This is a genomic window from Mongoliibacter sp. (assembly GCF_007692705.1).
Taxonomy (GTDB): domain Bacteria; phylum Bacteroidota; class Bacteroidia; order Cytophagales; family Cyclobacteriaceae; genus Mongoliibacter.
Window position 1 is genome coordinate 1 of record NZ_REBN01000220.1, and the last position, 14,835, is coordinate 14,835.

The 14,835-nt window shown below is 37.5% G+C and carries 12 protein-coding genes and 1 tRNA gene; 6 read left to right on the top strand and 7 right to left on the bottom strand.

Annotation, left to right across the window (positions count from 1 at the left end):
- Positions 1–38: 38 nt before the first annotated feature.
- Positions 39–112 (bottom strand) — tRNA-Ile (locus EA341_RS15520).
- 77 nt (positions 113–189) lie between these two features.
- On the opposite strand from EA341_RS15520, the gene EA341_RS15525 reads away from it, so the two are divergent.
- Together EA341_RS15525 and EA341_RS15530 are read left to right on the top strand one after the other, a co-directional pair.
- Complete coding sequence (locus EA341_RS15525) at positions 190–822, top strand: HAD family phosphatase (RefSeq protein WP_293016080.1); 633 nt, start codon at positions 190–192, stop codon at positions 820–822.
- Positions 812–1,927 carry a site-2 protease family protein gene (locus tag EA341_RS15530; RefSeq protein ID WP_293016081.1) on the top strand — a complete coding sequence of 372 codons (1,116 nt, stop codon included), beginning with the start codon at positions 812–814 and terminating at the stop codon, positions 1,925–1,927. Before EA341_RS15525 ends, EA341_RS15530 begins: the two co-directional genes overlap by 11 nt.
- Before the next feature lie 54 nt (positions 1,928–1,981).
- Here the strand turns inward: EA341_RS15530 and EA341_RS15535 are convergent, their stop codons facing one another.
- The 6 genes from EA341_RS15535 to EA341_RS15560 all read right to left on the bottom strand — a co-directional run bounded on the left by EA341_RS15535 (position 1,982) and on the right by EA341_RS15560 (position 9,479).
- On the bottom strand, positions 1,982–2,293 hold the full coding sequence (locus tag EA341_RS15535) for a rhodanese-like domain-containing protein (protein ID WP_293016082.1): 312 nt from the start codon (positions 2,291–2,293) through the stop codon (positions 1,982–1,984).
- Between the two features lie 2 nt (positions 2,294–2,295).
- Entirely contained in the window at positions 2,296–4,119 is a 1,824-nt protein-coding gene (locus EA341_RS15540; RefSeq protein WP_293016083.1) for a T9SS type A sorting domain-containing protein, read from the bottom strand.
- 13 nt (positions 4,120–4,132) lie between these two features.
- Entirely contained in the window at positions 4,133–4,885 is a 753-nt protein-coding gene (locus EA341_RS15545) for a PASTA domain-containing protein (protein WP_293016084.1), read from the bottom strand.
- 185 nt (positions 4,886–5,070) lie between these two features.
- Positions 5,071–8,082, bottom strand: coding sequence for a M43 family zinc metalloprotease (locus EA341_RS15550; RefSeq protein ID WP_293016085.1), 3,012 nt, complete (start codon positions 8,080–8,082; stop codon positions 5,071–5,073).
- A gap of 49 nt (positions 8,083–8,131) precedes the next feature.
- On the bottom strand, positions 8,132–8,380 hold the full coding sequence (locus EA341_RS15555) for a NifU family protein (protein WP_293016086.1): 249 nt from the start codon (positions 8,378–8,380) through the stop codon (positions 8,132–8,134).
- A gap of 4 nt (positions 8,381–8,384) precedes the next feature.
- Positions 8,385–9,479: an Mrp/NBP35 family ATP-binding protein gene (locus EA341_RS15560; RefSeq protein WP_293016087.1), complete on the bottom strand. Its 1,095-nt coding sequence runs from the start codon at positions 9,477–9,479 to the stop codon at positions 8,385–8,387.
- A 175-nt stretch (positions 9,480–9,654) separates the two neighbouring features.
- On the opposite strand from EA341_RS15560, the gene dnaG reads away from it, so the two are divergent.
- The 4 genes from dnaG (at position 9,655) to surE (ending at position 14,420) form a co-directional block, all read left to right on the top strand.
- Positions 9,655–11,589, top strand: a complete 1,935-nt coding sequence (gene dnaG, locus EA341_RS15565; protein ID WP_293016088.1) for a DNA primase — start codon at positions 9,655–9,657, stop codon at positions 11,587–11,589.
- 89 nt (positions 11,590–11,678) lie between these two features.
- The gene (locus EA341_RS15570) at positions 11,679–12,896 is read left to right on the top strand and encodes a bifunctional 3,4-dihydroxy-2-butanone-4-phosphate synthase/GTP cyclohydrolase II (RefSeq protein WP_293016089.1); all 1,218 of its coding nucleotides are present in this window, start codon (positions 11,679–11,681) and stop codon (positions 12,894–12,896) included.
- Positions 12,897–12,999: 103 nt separating this feature from the next.
- The gene (locus EA341_RS15575) at positions 13,000–13,629 is read left to right on the top strand and encodes a hypothetical protein (protein WP_293016090.1); all 630 of its coding nucleotides are present in this window, start codon (positions 13,000–13,002) and stop codon (positions 13,627–13,629) included.
- A 5-nt stretch (positions 13,630–13,634) separates the two neighbouring features.
- Positions 13,635–14,420 carry a 5'/3'-nucleotidase SurE gene (gene surE / locus EA341_RS15580; RefSeq protein ID WP_293016091.1) on the top strand — a complete coding sequence of 262 codons (786 nt, stop codon included), beginning with the start codon at positions 13,635–13,637 and terminating at the stop codon, positions 14,418–14,420.
- Positions 14,421–14,835 lie beyond the last annotated feature (415 nt).

The following is a 14,835-nucleotide window of genomic DNA, read 5'->3' on the forward strand; positions in this document are numbered from 1 at the left end:
AATAATAAAAAAAGGCCGGAAATTTCTTTCCGGCCTTGTGGGCCCACCTGGGCTCGAACCAGGGACCTCCTGATTATGAGTCAGAAGCTCTAACCAACTGAGCTATAGGCCCCGATTTTTAAGCATGTAACCTTGCTTTTGGGACTGCAATGTTACATATTTGGTTTTAATTTTACAACTTGATTTCAAATGAAAAAACTGGATAAAATTGATTTTTTGATCTTTGATCTGGGAAACGTTATCATCGACATAGATTATGATTTCAGTATCAATGAGTTGAAAAAAATACTTCCCAAAGAAAAACATTGCCTCACCTCTAGGTTTTTTCCTTCTACTTTTCATAAAGAATATGAAAAAGGATTAATCAGCAATGATGAATTCAGAAATGCTGTTAGAAATCTATACGAAGAGAATTGGTCTGATCAACAAATCGATCATGTATGGAACAGTCTTCTAAGAAAGATCCCTCAGGAAAGGCTAAAGTTATTGGCATCCTTAAGAAAGCATTATAAAACTGCCATTTTAAGTAATACCAACGACATCCATATTGTGAAATTCAATGAAATGTTGCAGGAGATATCTGATCATAAAACCATAAATGATCTCTGTGACCAAGTATTTCTTAGTCATGAGATGGGGCTTGCTAAGCCAGATACAGCTATATATGAAAAAGTATTGGAGACCCTGAACGTAGTTCCGGGAAAAGCCATCTTCTTTGATGATCTTGAAGCCAATATAAAAGGGGCTGAAAAAACTGGCATGAAAGCCATACAAATTACTCATCCAAAAGCCTTGATTGAATTTTTTCAGGATGTACAGTAAAAAGGAGTATTTTAAGCATGGGCTGCTGTTCATACTTACTTTAGTAGCAACAACATTTGCAGGGGGTGAATGGCTTTTTGGAAGATCTATTCTGGGCAAGGAAGAACATTTTCTCAATTGGGAATATTTTCTAAAATCCTTACACTTTTCTATTCCCTTTATTGGAATCTTGTTAATCCATGAATTAGGTCATTTATTCACCTCTATATATCACAGGGTCAAATCTTCATTACCGTATTTTGTTCCAGGGTGGCTTGGATTCTTGGGTGCTCCATCCATTGGTACTTTCGGAGCTATCATTCAAATGAAGAGCTTCATTAATAGCCGGAAGAAATTTTTTGATATTGGAATTGCAGGGCCACTGGCTGGATTTGTCATTGCAATAGGAGTTTTATTTTATGGATTTACAAACCTTCCGGATGCAGACTATATTTATCAAATTCATCCGGAGTATCTGGATCCTGAGTTTGAAGGTCATTCTGCGGAAGATGGGTATATCAATTTGGAAATAGGCTATAACCTTCTGTTTCTTGGAATGGAAAAACTATTGGCTGACCCTGAAAAAATGCCTGTAATGTCTGAAATCATCCATTTCCCTTATCTCTTTGCAGGATACTTGGCATTGTTCTTTACTGCCCTGAACTTGCTTCCCATAGGTCAATTGGATGGGGGACATATTGTCTTTGGTTTATTTCCTAAAAACCATAAACTAATATCATTGATAGCATATACTGCTTTTATCTTTTATGCTGGTCTGGGAATAATCAATCCCTTTCATTCTATAGATGAATTACTGATCAGAATACCGCTTTATATAGGTTTTCTGTATGTTTGCTACCGTAAAACCAGTCTGCCTACACAAACGAAATGGGCAATAATCCTTTCGATTGTCTCTGTACAATATATTATGGTGAATGTATGGGTAGGACTTGAAGGATACTCTGGCTGGTTGCTGTTTGGCTTACTTCTCGGAAGGTTAATGGGAATCGAACATCCTGAAGTCAGCGGACATAAGAAATTAGACCAAGGCAGGCAAATTTTAGGTTGGTTGGCACTTGTGATTTTCATTCTTTGCTTTACACCACAGCCTTTTATAATGGAATAAAAAAACACACCTTAATATTTCATAAAGTGTGTCTTGAGAAGGTAATGATTCCCCTTAACCTTCTTCCTCTTCCATTTCTCGATATGCCATAATACCTCCTAAAAGGTTTCTAACCTTGTTAAAACCCCTAGTTTCGAGGAATTTTTTTGCATTTCCACTTCGGGCTCCTGAACGACACTGGACTACCACTTCTTTTTCTTTAAACTCCTCAAGCTCTTCAAGATCATGTGGCAATTGTCCTAAAGGTATGTTTTTTGCACCTAGATTGTCCTCTTCATACTCCCATTCTTCCCTAACGTCTATAAAGACAAAATCCTCACCTCTCTGTAATTTTTCTCTCAATTCTGATACTGTAATGTCTTCCATATCTATTTTACTAAAATTCTTTTTGAAATACTGTTTCCGTTTTGAATTACTTTTAATACGTAAACACCTTTTTGGAGTCCTGTAAAAGTAATAAAATTTTCTTCAGCATTTGATTCTATAGGCAAGTCCAACCGCCTTCCATACGGATCATATACTGACAGATCATCAATTGCACCTTCTACAAATAACCTATCTGAGACAGGATTTGGATAAATTCTAAGATTACTTTCTTCTTCAGTATTCTCTTCTTCTACAATCTGATCTTCACTAAGGTGCACACGAATCATCAATGATCCTTCAACCGTCTCATTTTGTTGCCATGGCCCAGCCACATTATAAAAAATTTCCCGACCATTATCAAAGGTTTTATCTAGTCCTACATGGATGAATTCATTGGTAAACTGTGTGAAACCAACAAAAAATCTTTCGCTGACCCTAATGTTCTCATCCAACTCAAAATAAGAAAAATCATCCAATCCATCTTCCTCAGGAATAAATACTTCCCTCACATAAATAGGGTCTTCTTGAAGATCCTGCCAAATAGCCAAATCTATGATTTGATTCGCCTGACTTTGATTTGTGAAGTTAATGCTGATGCCTTTGACATAAGCATTTATAGATGTCTCAAACCTGTTTACAAGACTTCCTGATCTTTGGTTGATTCCTGCTGAATAGTCTATATTCCCATCGTCATAAGCAAAGTAATCCCTAAAGGAAATCACAGACCTTACGGTGTCATTGACCCTGAGGTTGATGTCGTTAAAGAAAACACTATCTCCATTTACTATTTGAAAGAGGTTGAGGTCACCAGAACTAATATATGTGGTAAATTCATAGTCAGTCTCTTCTTCTGGGAAAGGAATTTCAGATATAGAATTGCTATCGAAAATTCGCCTCTCAGAGCCTAATGGTACGGGGTTGAAAGGAGTGTTATTATTGACCCTAGATATAATTGAATTGTTATTTTTATCCCGGACTTCCACACTATACTCCATGGCCCTAAACCTATTTTCTAGATTTTTAAACTCATTCCCTGTGCTTCCCCAAAATTCACCGTCAATATTCTGGGCTTCAAAAAGTGGTATGGCAGAATATTTATTTGTGGGCCTCAAATTGTCTCTTGTAAGTGTTCTGTCAGGGTAAAAAAGGTCATTTGATGACCGATTTTTATTTAAATAGACATAATCAATCAACCAACTGTCGAAGGGTCCAGATGCGCGTCCACTGATTTGGAACCTAAATTGAAAATCCTGGTGCTGAAAATCAGGGCCGACCTGTATGATTTCTTGGGTGAAGAAAAATTGTTCTGCAGGTAAATCCCCCGCTATTTCCCACATTGTGATCCAATTGCCTAAGGTATCCCTAAACATTAGGGAAAGGTTGTCATTGATGTCAGGCATTTCTGCTTTACCACCTGCCTGCCAGAAAAAGCTGAGAAATATTGAATTTTCTTCTTCAGAACTTATTCCTGAAAGATCGATAACCCTGGAGCTGATGGCATCGGTATCTCCCTGTTCTACCAATACATTGGAATAGGGTCTGCCATTTTCATCAACACCGTCCAAAAGAAGTACACCTAAGGATGGAGCTGCATTGGCTACAGTAAAAGAGTGCGTTGCCCCTTCATTGATCCACTTGGTACTGTCAATGCCTTTGTTGGAAAAGTCATCCCAAAAAGGAAGAGAGAGTTTTTCCTCAAATTGCCTAAGGTTTTCACTACTTGATTTAGAAGTATAAATTGGGGTAGGCAATTGTTGAAATTGTGCCAAAACTTCTTGATTGATACTTAGGAAAAGCATCAGTATCAAATAAGAAGTATTAGACATGCATTTCATCATTTTAGAAATCTGTGTTTTTTTTCAGATCAGAAATCCATACGTCAATAGGTTCTCCTGTTTTTACTTCTGCACCTGCTGGAGGGATTTGTTGAATGATGATTCCCTGAGGGACTGAATCTGTCTGAACATAATTGATTTTACCCATCCTTAGACCTGAGCCAATTATCAGGAATTCGGCATCAATTTCATCCATACCAATTAAGCTGGGGACATCCAAGATCTGATTGCCCAGACCATCGCCAACTACTAGGTCAATCTGAGAGCCTTTTGGTATTTCAAATCCTTCTTTGACGTTTCTTCCTCTATATTTTTGCTCCAAAACCACATTTATACCTATATCCGGAACATAGACGATTTCACCCCTTACCAATCCTACATTCCCAATGATTTCCTGAGCATTTTTTAATTGGCTATTTACCAGGTTTGGCATTTTGATCAAAGGTGCATTTTTAGCATTAAGCGTGACGTAAACTTTTCTACCTTTCTTTACTTTATTGCCTGGTTTTGGATTTTGCTTCATGACTGACAATGGCTTTAGTTCATTGTTGAAGCCACTGTCCAGCGTTACTTCATACCTCAAATCTCTTTCCTTGAGATAATTGTCAAGTTCATGGTATTCATATCCCTCAAGATCAGGGACAGATACAGTCTGACCATGATTGGTATAGGAGGGAAGGAATATTTTCAAAAATATAAAGGCAAATATGATAACTGCCGTAATGACTAAAACCAGGTGGATTGCTATTTTTTTCACTGCTTCTTAAATTCTAGCTTTTGAGAGCTTATTTTAAAGGACTAACGGATAAAGGTAAAATTAATTTATATTTTGTTGTGCAAATCTATCAATAAGCTCGCAAGAAATCAGCCATAAATTATTTATAAACCAAAAGCCAGAAAACATATTATTGCTTTCTGGCCCTCAATATGTGATTTTTTATATCAGTGAATGATCAATTTTCTTGTTTCTGTGATTGAATTACTGGTAATTCTAACGATAAATAATCCCTTGGAAAATAGCTGAGAGCTAAATGTATAAGTCTGGTTTAATGTGTTCGGATAATCAACATCGTGTACCAATTGACCTGTTGGTGAAGTGATTTGAATATTTACATTTTCAAATGTCTGTAGATTGAACACAATGTTGAATACATCCCTAGCGGGATTGGGGTATATGATAGTGTTCCCTAATCCAGGATCTACTGGTTCAGGATTTGCAGACAAGAAAAACTCTATATTATCGATAAATGCAGTCCCGTTTGTTTCATTGGAATTTTCCAAAACAATAGCTACTCGGACATTTTCACTTCCCGCATAATCGGTAAGATTGACAAATTGTCTTTCAAAATCTCCCCTTTGATTTGGATTGGCCTCAGAGGATTGAGAAGTATTGAGATCAGAACCTGATTTTGAAGAAACTTCACTATAAGTTCTACCACCATTTCTACTTGCGAGTACTTTAAGGGTAGTATTATCCGTTACTTGACCCGAAGCAAAATCAAAGAATAGAGACGCCTGCCTTTGATCAGAGAGGTCAAATATTGGAGAACCCATCCAATATGAATTATTTTCTTCGGGGTTTTCAAGTCGGATAAGGTTAGAACCAGATTCACCTGATTGTAGAGGCGTTAATTGCCAGTTATTGTTGTTGCCTTCTGGGTTAATTACAACCCATGGTGAAATGACAACAGTATTATTGAAGTTTTGCCTGAAAGGAACCCTAGTAAAATTAGAGTTTGTCAAAATAAATCTGGTGATATCATCAGAGTTATCTAGGTTTTGGTCAAAATTAGGGAAATCTACTGTATAGGTTAGCCTACTAATATCCGACCCCAAAGTGCCTCTAGGTAAATTGATATTTAAACTATCTCCTGGACCCAAACCAATTCCTCTTCCTATGAAGGACTGAGGATTGGCATTACCAAGCCGTCTTCTAAATATAAAAGCATCAATGGGTAAGTTTCCTGTATTTACAGCTCTGATAGTTTCTTGTTCATGGTCACCTGTGGATACGGGTGAGGGTGTCACCAACTCCAATAGATCAACCTTGTATCTATAAAATTCTTCATCAAGAATTTCCAAATCTTTGATGTAAATATTATTCCCATATCCATTCCTATTGATCAAAGCTATTCTGACAGTTCCCAGATCAGCAAATGGGGCAAGATTTACTATTTCTCTCCTGAATTGATTTTCACGACTTGGAATAAAGAAATCAAGTGTTGGGGAAGAAGTCTGCAAAAACTGCCTATCCTTATTATAAGGAGCGCTATCGATAAGGAAAGTATTCCCGCAATCATCGGAAATGGCTACTATAAGATCATCTCCAAAACCTTGAGCATTATAGGGGGCATAAGCCATATTAAATGTGACTTGGGTATTCGGGAATTCATTCAGGTTAATCTGAGGAGAAATAAGGAAATCAAGCTGGTTAAAAGCTTCATATTCATAATTCCTTAATTGCAATACTTCTTGAATGTTGCCATCAATATTCAGCTCTCCAACTTCCCAAGTTATGCTGTCATCTGGGTTTCTTATTATCCATAAATCATCTAAATCTCTAAAGTCAAAGGTATAAGGTAAATCTATGTTGGGTTGCAACACAGGAAAAGAAGTTACTGTTTTACTAACTGTCTCTGGATTATCTTCATCATTTACCCTTATGATATTGGCCTCAAACTCATCATTGCTTCCCGAGAGTACAATTTGTGAAAATGTGACTAACGTGGTATCTCCAAGAGCTAAATTCAAATCAAAGTCTTTGGTTTCTATTAAATTACCATTCAAAAGGATCTCTATGCGTGCTGAAGTAATAGTGTTTTCTCCTCTATTTCTCAGTAAAAGTTCTGGGATAATTGTTAAATCGCAAACGAGGTCAGCAGGATTGATCAACCTGTCAATTGAAAGATTATTAGGGAAAAGCTCAGGTTCAACAGTTGCCCTATTATTGATCAAACTTGATCTTCGAGGGCTATTAGCCAACACTACATTGAATCTTTCTACTTGACCTTGGGTGAAAATGTTCATACAGGCATCAGTAGTGTAGTCCATATAATTTTCGGTCATATCCTGACTATCACAGGTAAAACGCGGGCTGTCAATCCTGCATACAAAATTAGGCCCATCTTGATTTGGAGTATCATCAACGAAATCATCTACACTACAATTCCCGTCGCCCCAAATATGCCTTAGACCAAGAAAATGGCCCACTTCATGCGTCAAAGTACGACCCCTTGCACTCGGATTAGCGTTACCACCTTCTCCAAACCATGAGGAAGTGACATATACTCCATCTATTTCTCTTGGAAAAACAATACTTCCAAGGCCTGGCAAATCTGCTATAGGCGGACTTGCCCAACCCAATACATTTCCAGCGACTGGGGCAACCCAAATATTTAGGTATTCCTCGGCTGGCCAATATGAAAACTGGCTTAGAAGCTGGGCATCTGAAACCGCCGCATAGCTATTTTTTGTGCCTTGTACCCTTATTATTCCTGATGTTGGAAGTCCTTCAGGATCTTGTTTAGCTAAAACAAACTCTATTCTAGAATCAGCTGCAACATCTCTGAAAATGGGGGAAGTATTTGCTGCATCGGGATTTTGTCTTCTGAAATCTTCGTTTAACGTGCGGATTTGATTAAGTATTTGGACTTCAGGCAAATTGGTTCCTACACCTATATCCTCCCCATTATGGACAATATGCACAACAACAGGGATAATGCGGACTTCATCTTCTAAACTCCTCAGAATTGAAGGAGTCTTCTTTCTTTCCTCTAATTGTCCCTGCATCCATGATTCAAAATATTCACTTGAACCCACGACTCCTACATGTTCTTCAATATATTTTTCCATAGGTAAGGCAGCACATTTCTCATCATGAACATGCTGATATACCTGTCCAAAAAATTGTTGGGAATACCCTACTGATACAAATAAAAATAGGAATAAGGACAAAATTAAACTTGTCCTTATTCCTATAATTTTATTCAAAAATTGAACTGTTTTACGCAACTGCAACATTTACCGCCACTACTTTAATGATTTCTGGAATGTCCCTTTTAATAGCTTCTTCAACCCCCGCTTTTAGGGTCATCGTGGACATTGGGCAGGAGCTGCATGTTCCAGTTAACTCTAACTTCAAAATGTTGTCTTCGGTAATTTCTACTATTTTTACATTGCCTCCATCAGCCTCCAAATAAGGCCTTATGGTATCCAATGCCTTTTCTACTTTATCAATTAATTCGGCCTTCATTTTATTATATATTGACTTGAACTACTTCAGTTTTATTTTTTTCGGCATTTCGAATAGCTACTTGCCTAGCTACATTCTCAGCAAGTTCACTGAATGCTTTTTCCGTTATTCCTGACTTGAATACTGCAGGATAACCCGTGTCTCCACTTTCCCTTATGCTTTGTACTAACGGTATTTCACCCAAAAAGGGTACTTCATATTTCTCAGCTAGCTTTCTCCCGCCTTCTTTCCCAAATATATAATATTTATTATTCGGCAGTTCTTCAGGGGAAAAGTAAGCCATATTTTCTACAACACCTAGAACAGGCACATTAATTTGTGGCTGTTTAAACATGGTCAGACCTTTGGTAGCATCAGCTAACGCTACTTTTTGAGGGGTAGTCACTATAACTGCGCCTGTTACAGGAACTGTTTGAACCATTGTAAGGTGGATGTCTGATGTGCCTGGAGGTAGATCAATCAACAAGTAATCAAGTTCGCCCCATTCCACATCTCCAATAAACTGCTTCAATGCTGAACTGGCCATAGGTCCTCTCCAAACTACTGCGGATTCCGCTGGGGTCAGAAAACCAATTGACATTAGTTTAACGCCATATTGTTCTATGGGCAAGATTACATTTTTGCCATCCACTTGCTTGACCATGGGTTGTTCTGATTCCACATTAAACATAGTGGGAATACTTGGACCCGATATATCGGCATCTATAAGACCTACTTTTGCGCCTTTGTTGGCCAATGCAACAGCGAGATTGCTGGAAGTAGTGGATTTTCCAACTCCTCCTTTACCCGAAGCTATAGCTATGATATTTTTCACTTTTGGAAGCAATGGTGCATCACTTCTGGCTGTCGTGACGTTTGATGTCATGGTGATATCAAGTTCTATATCAGAACCCAAACTTTCATTCAGAGCTTCTATACAGTTATTTTTGATTACCTCCTTGAGTGGACAGGCAGGTGTAGTAAGTACAACCTTAAACTTTATTTGGTTACCTTCTATTTCTATGCCTTGAATCATTCCAAGTGTTACCAAATCTTTTTTCAGATCAGGATCTTCTACTTTTGATAGTGCTTTGAGTACGCTTTCTTTATTGATTGACATTATATTTGAGCTTAATGCTTCGCAATTTAGTTTATAATAATTCTAATTTAAAAGAAGCTAATGGATTAAGATACGTTTAGCTTAGAACTTTCGGATTTGTAAAATAGTTTCGCTTGGACTTCCTCCTATGTTTTGAAGCAATACTTTTTATCTTTGAAAATTGAAATAAGGTGTAATGGGAATCAGTCGAACGACTACAGAAAAAGTCAAAGAAAGAGCAGATATAGAAGAAGTGGTCAATGATTATGTACCCTTGAAAAAGAAGGGGCAAAATCTTTGGGCTTGCTGTCCATTTCACAATGAAAAATCCCCATCTTTTTCAGTATCTCCTGCCAAACAAATATATAAGTGTTTCGGCTGTGGAAAAGCAGGGGATCCAATACAGTTTGTCATGGATATCGAAGGAGTTGGTTTCAATGAAGCCATTCGGCACCTTGCCAAAAAATATGCCATTGAAATAGAGGAGGACAAAGAACAGACACCAGAGGCCATTCAGGCCTACAATGAACGTGAAAGTCTTTACATCGTTCTCAATTATGCCAAAGATTTTTTTGCCAAGAATCTTCAAAAAGAGGAAGGAAAAGCGATAGGCCTAAGCTATTTCAAAGAAAGAGGGTTTAATCAGGATGTCATTGAAAAATTTGATCTTGGATATGCACTAGATGGCTGGAATCATTTTTATGATGCTGCAAAAGGTGACGGACACACTGACGAAATACTGCTTAAAGCTGGTCTGATTCTACAAAAAGAAGGAGATGTACAACGTCTTTACGATAGGTTTAGGGGAAGGGTCATTTTCACCATTCATAACCTCGGAGGAAAACCCATAGGTTTTGGTGCTAGGATTCTGACCCAAGATAAGAAGCAGCCAAAGTACATCAATTCCCCAGAAACGGAGGTCTACCACAAATCAGATGTCCTCTATGGGATATTTCAGGCCAAAAAATCAATTCGGGAGAAAGATAATTGCTATCTGGTGGAAGGTTATACCGATGTCATATCTATGCATCTGGCAGGGATTGAAAATGTGGTTGCGTCTTCTGGAACGTCATTGACTGAGAGTCAAATCAAGCTTGTCAAAAGATTTTCTGATAATATCACGGTATTATATGATGGTGATGCAGCTGGTATAAAAGCTTCTTTAAGAGGTATTGATATGATTCTTGAAGGAGGGTTGAATGTCAAAGCTGTAGTTTTCCCTAATGGTGAAGATCCGGATAGCTATGCCAGAAAAGTGGGTGCCCAAGAATTCCAGGATTATCTTGAAAACAATTCCCAAGACTTTATTTCTTTTAAAATTGGCCTGCATGAAGAAGAAGCAGCTAATGACCCTATCAAACAGGCTGCCTTGATCAAAGAGGTTGTCCAAAGTCTTTCCAAGATTCCCGATCCGATAATCAGGACAGTCTACATCAAAAAGTCTTCTTCACTTTTAGGTCTCGATGAGGAAATCATTCAGACAGAATTGAATAAAATTTACCTCAAAGGTAGGAAGGACGACTTTTTTAAAGAAAAGAGAGAAATTCAGGAAACTCCCTTTGAAGAACTGCTTCCTGTAAAAGAGGAAAGTTCGATCGTAGATATTTTGCAGCTACAGGAAAGGGAGATGTTGCGTTTATTGGTAAATTATGGCTTTGAGCTAGTTTCTGATGATCTTCATGTTTGTCATTACCTTTTGCAAGAAACGGACGAGCTTGAATTCGAAACCCCTGTATATCAAAAAATACTGGAAATCTACAAAGAAGCACTTGCCAATAACCATCTTCCCCAACCAGAGTATTTTTTAAAACATGATGATTCTGAAGTAAAGAAAGAAGTTATCAACCTCATTACAAGGAAATATGAACTGTCCACATTGTGGGAATCCAGGTTTCAGATTTTCACCCATAATGAAGCAGATGATTTAGCTAAAACTGTTTATGACAGTATTTTGCATTTAAAGAAAAAAGTGATCAAAAAAATGATGGAAGAGGCAAAGGTCAAAATCAAAGAAGCTGAGCAGGAAAAAATGGATGAGAATATAATGAATGAGCGTATTTCTATCTATATGGAACTTAAGCAATACCAGGTTGAAATTGACAAACAATTGGGTATAGTCATAAGCTTCTAAGGCAAACTTTAAATGCTTTCACACTGTTTAACCTGAAAAAGAATGTAATTTTGGCGTTTTCTAAACCCAAATAGAATTTAAATACTACTATGTCTCAAGATATTAAATTAGACTCAATAGAAGAAGCTATTGAAGCCATCAAAAATGGTGAAGTAATTATTGTAGTTGATGATGAAGATCGTGAAAATGAAGGTGACTTCGTGTGTGCTGCTGAAAAAGTAACTCCAGAGATCATCAATTTTATGGCTACTCATGGGCGTGGCTTGATTTGCGCTCCTTTAATAGAAGATAGATGCGAAAAACTTGGTCTTGAATTGATGGTCGGCAATAATACCGCAGCTTATGAAACACCTTTTACAGTTTCTGTAGACCTTGTGGGACATGGCTGTACTACTGGAATTTCAGCAAGTGACAGGGCAAAAACGATAAAGGCTTTGGTAGATGACAGCATTCATCCTGATGAGTTGGGAAAACCTGGACATATTTTTCCTTTAAAGGCCAAGAGGGGCGGTGTTTTGAGAAGAGCAGGTCATACTGAAGCTGCTATAGATTTTGCAAGGCTTGCAGATTTATCTCCTGCAGGTGTATTGGTTGAGATTATGAATGAAGATGGCAGCATGGCAAGACTAGCGGATTTGGTCAAAGTTGCCGAAAGATTCAAATTGAAACTGGTCTCCATCAAAGATCTAATAGCATATAGACTTAAAAATGAATCGTTAATTAAGCGTGAAATTGGCGTTGCAATGCCCACGGATCATGGAGATTTTGACCTCATCGCTTTTAGGCAAACCAACACCAATGATATCCATATGGCATTGATCAAAGGTACCTGGGAAGAGAATGAGCCGGTAATGGTAAGGGTTCACTCCTCCTGTATAACTGGCGATATTTTTGGATCTTGTAGATGCGATTGTGGTCCACAACTCCACAGTGCTATGAAGATGGTAGAAGAAGAAGGTAAAGGAGTTGTTTTATATATGAATCAAGAGGGGCGCGGGATAGGTCTTATCAATAAGCTAAAAGCCTATAAACTCCAAGAACAGGGGATGGATACCGTGCAAGCCAATCTAGCACTTGGTCTTCCTATGGATAACAGAGACTATGGTGTAGGAGCTCAGATTTTAAGAGATTTGAATGTGAGTAAAATCAGGTTGATTTCAAATAACCCTACGAAAAGGGTTGGCCTCTTGGGATATGGCTTGGAGATTATAGAACAAATACCAATTGAAATTGCGTCTAATCCCCATAATGAAAAGTACCTGACAACTAAAAGGGACAAGATGGGGCATTCCATCATGAAAAAGTAATTTTGTTGTCTTTCGTTTGGTATTAAAGCAATAAAGAGCTGTACAGACCAACTTATTTAAGTTAGGATTCGTTAACTTAGAAAGAGATCAAATATAGTTTTGTATGAGAAATAGCATATTCTTCTTTATAAGTTTATTTCTAATCAGTCTTGGTGTATCTGGACAGGGTCAGTTTCCATCTCAAGTTTGGCATAAAGGCCAAATTCAGATGAATAGTGGGACTGTTTATCAAGGCATGGTCAAGTATGATCTTGAAAATAACTTGGTACAACTTCAGAATCAAGGGATTGAGACTTTCACATCCTCCAATGTCAAGCAATTTGAAGTTTTCGATGAACAATATGGTGGGATAAGGACTTTTTTCACGCTTCCCTTCTCTCTTTCGGGTGATTATGAGACACCGGTTTTTTTCGAAATCCTGACAGAGGGAGAAGATGCTATATTGCTTTGTCGCGAGCAAATTGTAGTAGATAACAGGAGTATGGGCTATGGTCCTATGGCTATGAATCCCCTATGGGGACCTCAAATTGGAGGAGCGTATAAGTTGGCTTTTAATTATTATTTTATAAAAGACGGAAAAATCCAAAGGTATTCGCAAAAGAAAAAAGAACTTTTAGACATCTTTGGAGACAGGGCTGATGAAGTAGATTTATTTATGAGAAAAAATAGACTATCACATGACAAGAGGGGTGACCTTTTAAGAATTACAGCCTATTATAATCAAATCAAATAATTTTTATGACAAATAAACCTTTAATCCTGGTTTCGAATGATGATGGCATCACTTCGAAGGGAATCCGAGTATTAGTAAATATTATGAAAAAGCTGGGGGACGTTATTGTAGTTGCACCAGATAGTCCCCAATCTGGTATGGGGCATGCCATTACTATAGGCGAAACACTCAGACTTTATGAAGAAGATATTTTTGAAGGTGTAGAAGCATACAAATCTAGTGGTACTCCTGCTGATTGCGTCAAATTGGCCAAACACTACGTTTTAAAGAACAAAACTCCCGACTTGGTGGTCTCGGGAATTAATCATGGTAGTAATACCTCTATTTCCGTACTATATTCTGGAACAATGTCCGCAGCCATCGAAGGTGCTTTGGAAGGCTTACCTTCCATAGGATTCAGCTTGTGCGATTACTCCTCAAAGGCCGATTTTAGTCATATTGAGGAATATGTGTATAAAATTGCCAAGCAAGTTTTGGATCATGGCTTGTCTAAAGGGGTGGCATTAAATGTTAATTTCCCTCCAAAAAGAAATGAGGCAATTAAAGGTGTAAAGGTATGCCGACAAGCTCATGCAAAATGGCAAGAAGAGTTCTCAGAAAGATTCGATCCTAATGGGAGAAAGTACTTTTGGATGGCGGGTAACTTTGTGAATTTTGACAAGGGAGAAGATAATGATGAGTGGGCTATAGGAAATAACTATGTTTCCATTGTTCCCTGTCAATATGATCTCACTGCACATCATGCCATAAAGCAGATGAATGAAGATTGGGATTGGTCAGAATTATCTTAAGGTTACAAGGTCTGTTTCAAAAAGAACAGACTTTTTTTTTATACTTATATTTTATTTTCTTAGGTAATTCTCTTTTTTCAAGTCTTTTAAAATTAGGATTCGGGATATGGGTGGCATATAGATTCAAGGATACTTCGGTAATTTTTCATCAGTATTCCTCCAAATAGAAAAACAAGGTCTATTGACAAGGTTTTATATAATCATTTAAAGTTATTTTAAACCTTATCGTTGAGTTATTCCAAACCAATAAATTTAACATTAGGATTAGTTTTATTTGTAGTTTTTGAATTAATTACAATATGTTTGATGGATTTTAATTAAACATATTCTTGCGAGTATTTAATTGTCGGTGTTGATATTTAAAATGCTTTTTATAAAAATGTCAAATGATGCTTTCAAGAATTTGATCCTTCGT

Coding starts and splice junctions, on each gene's coding strand:
- EA341_RS15525 (WP_293016080.1), top strand. CDS start 190: ATGAAAAAACTGGATAAAATTGATTTTTTGATCTTTGATCTGGGAAAC.
- EA341_RS15530 (WP_293016081.1), top strand. CDS start 812: ATGTACAGTAAAAAGGAGTATTTTAAGCATGGGCTGCTGTTCATACTT.
- EA341_RS15535 (WP_293016082.1), bottom strand. CDS start 2,293: ATGGAAGACATTACAGTATCAGAATTGAGAGAAAAATTACAGAGAGGT.
- EA341_RS15540 (WP_293016083.1), bottom strand. CDS start 4,119: ATGTCTAATACTTCTTATTTGATACTGATGCTTTTCCTAAGTATCAAT.
- EA341_RS15555 (WP_293016086.1), bottom strand. CDS start 8,380: ATGAAGGCCGAATTAATTGATAAAGTAGAAAAGGCATTGGATACCATA.
- EA341_RS15560 (WP_293016087.1), bottom strand. CDS start 9,479: ATGTCAATCAATAAAGAAAGCGTACTCAAAGCACTATCAAAAGTAGAA.
- dnaG (WP_293016088.1), top strand. CDS start 9,655: ATGGGAATCAGTCGAACGACTACAGAAAAAGTCAAAGAAAGAGCAGAT.
- EA341_RS15570 (WP_293016089.1), top strand. CDS start 11,679: ATGTCTCAAGATATTAAATTAGACTCAATAGAAGAAGCTATTGAAGCC.
- EA341_RS15575 (WP_293016090.1), top strand. CDS start 13,000: ATGAGAAATAGCATATTCTTCTTTATAAGTTTATTTCTAATCAGTCTT.
- surE (WP_293016091.1), top strand. CDS start 13,635: ATGACAAATAAACCTTTAATCCTGGTTTCGAATGATGATGGCATCACT.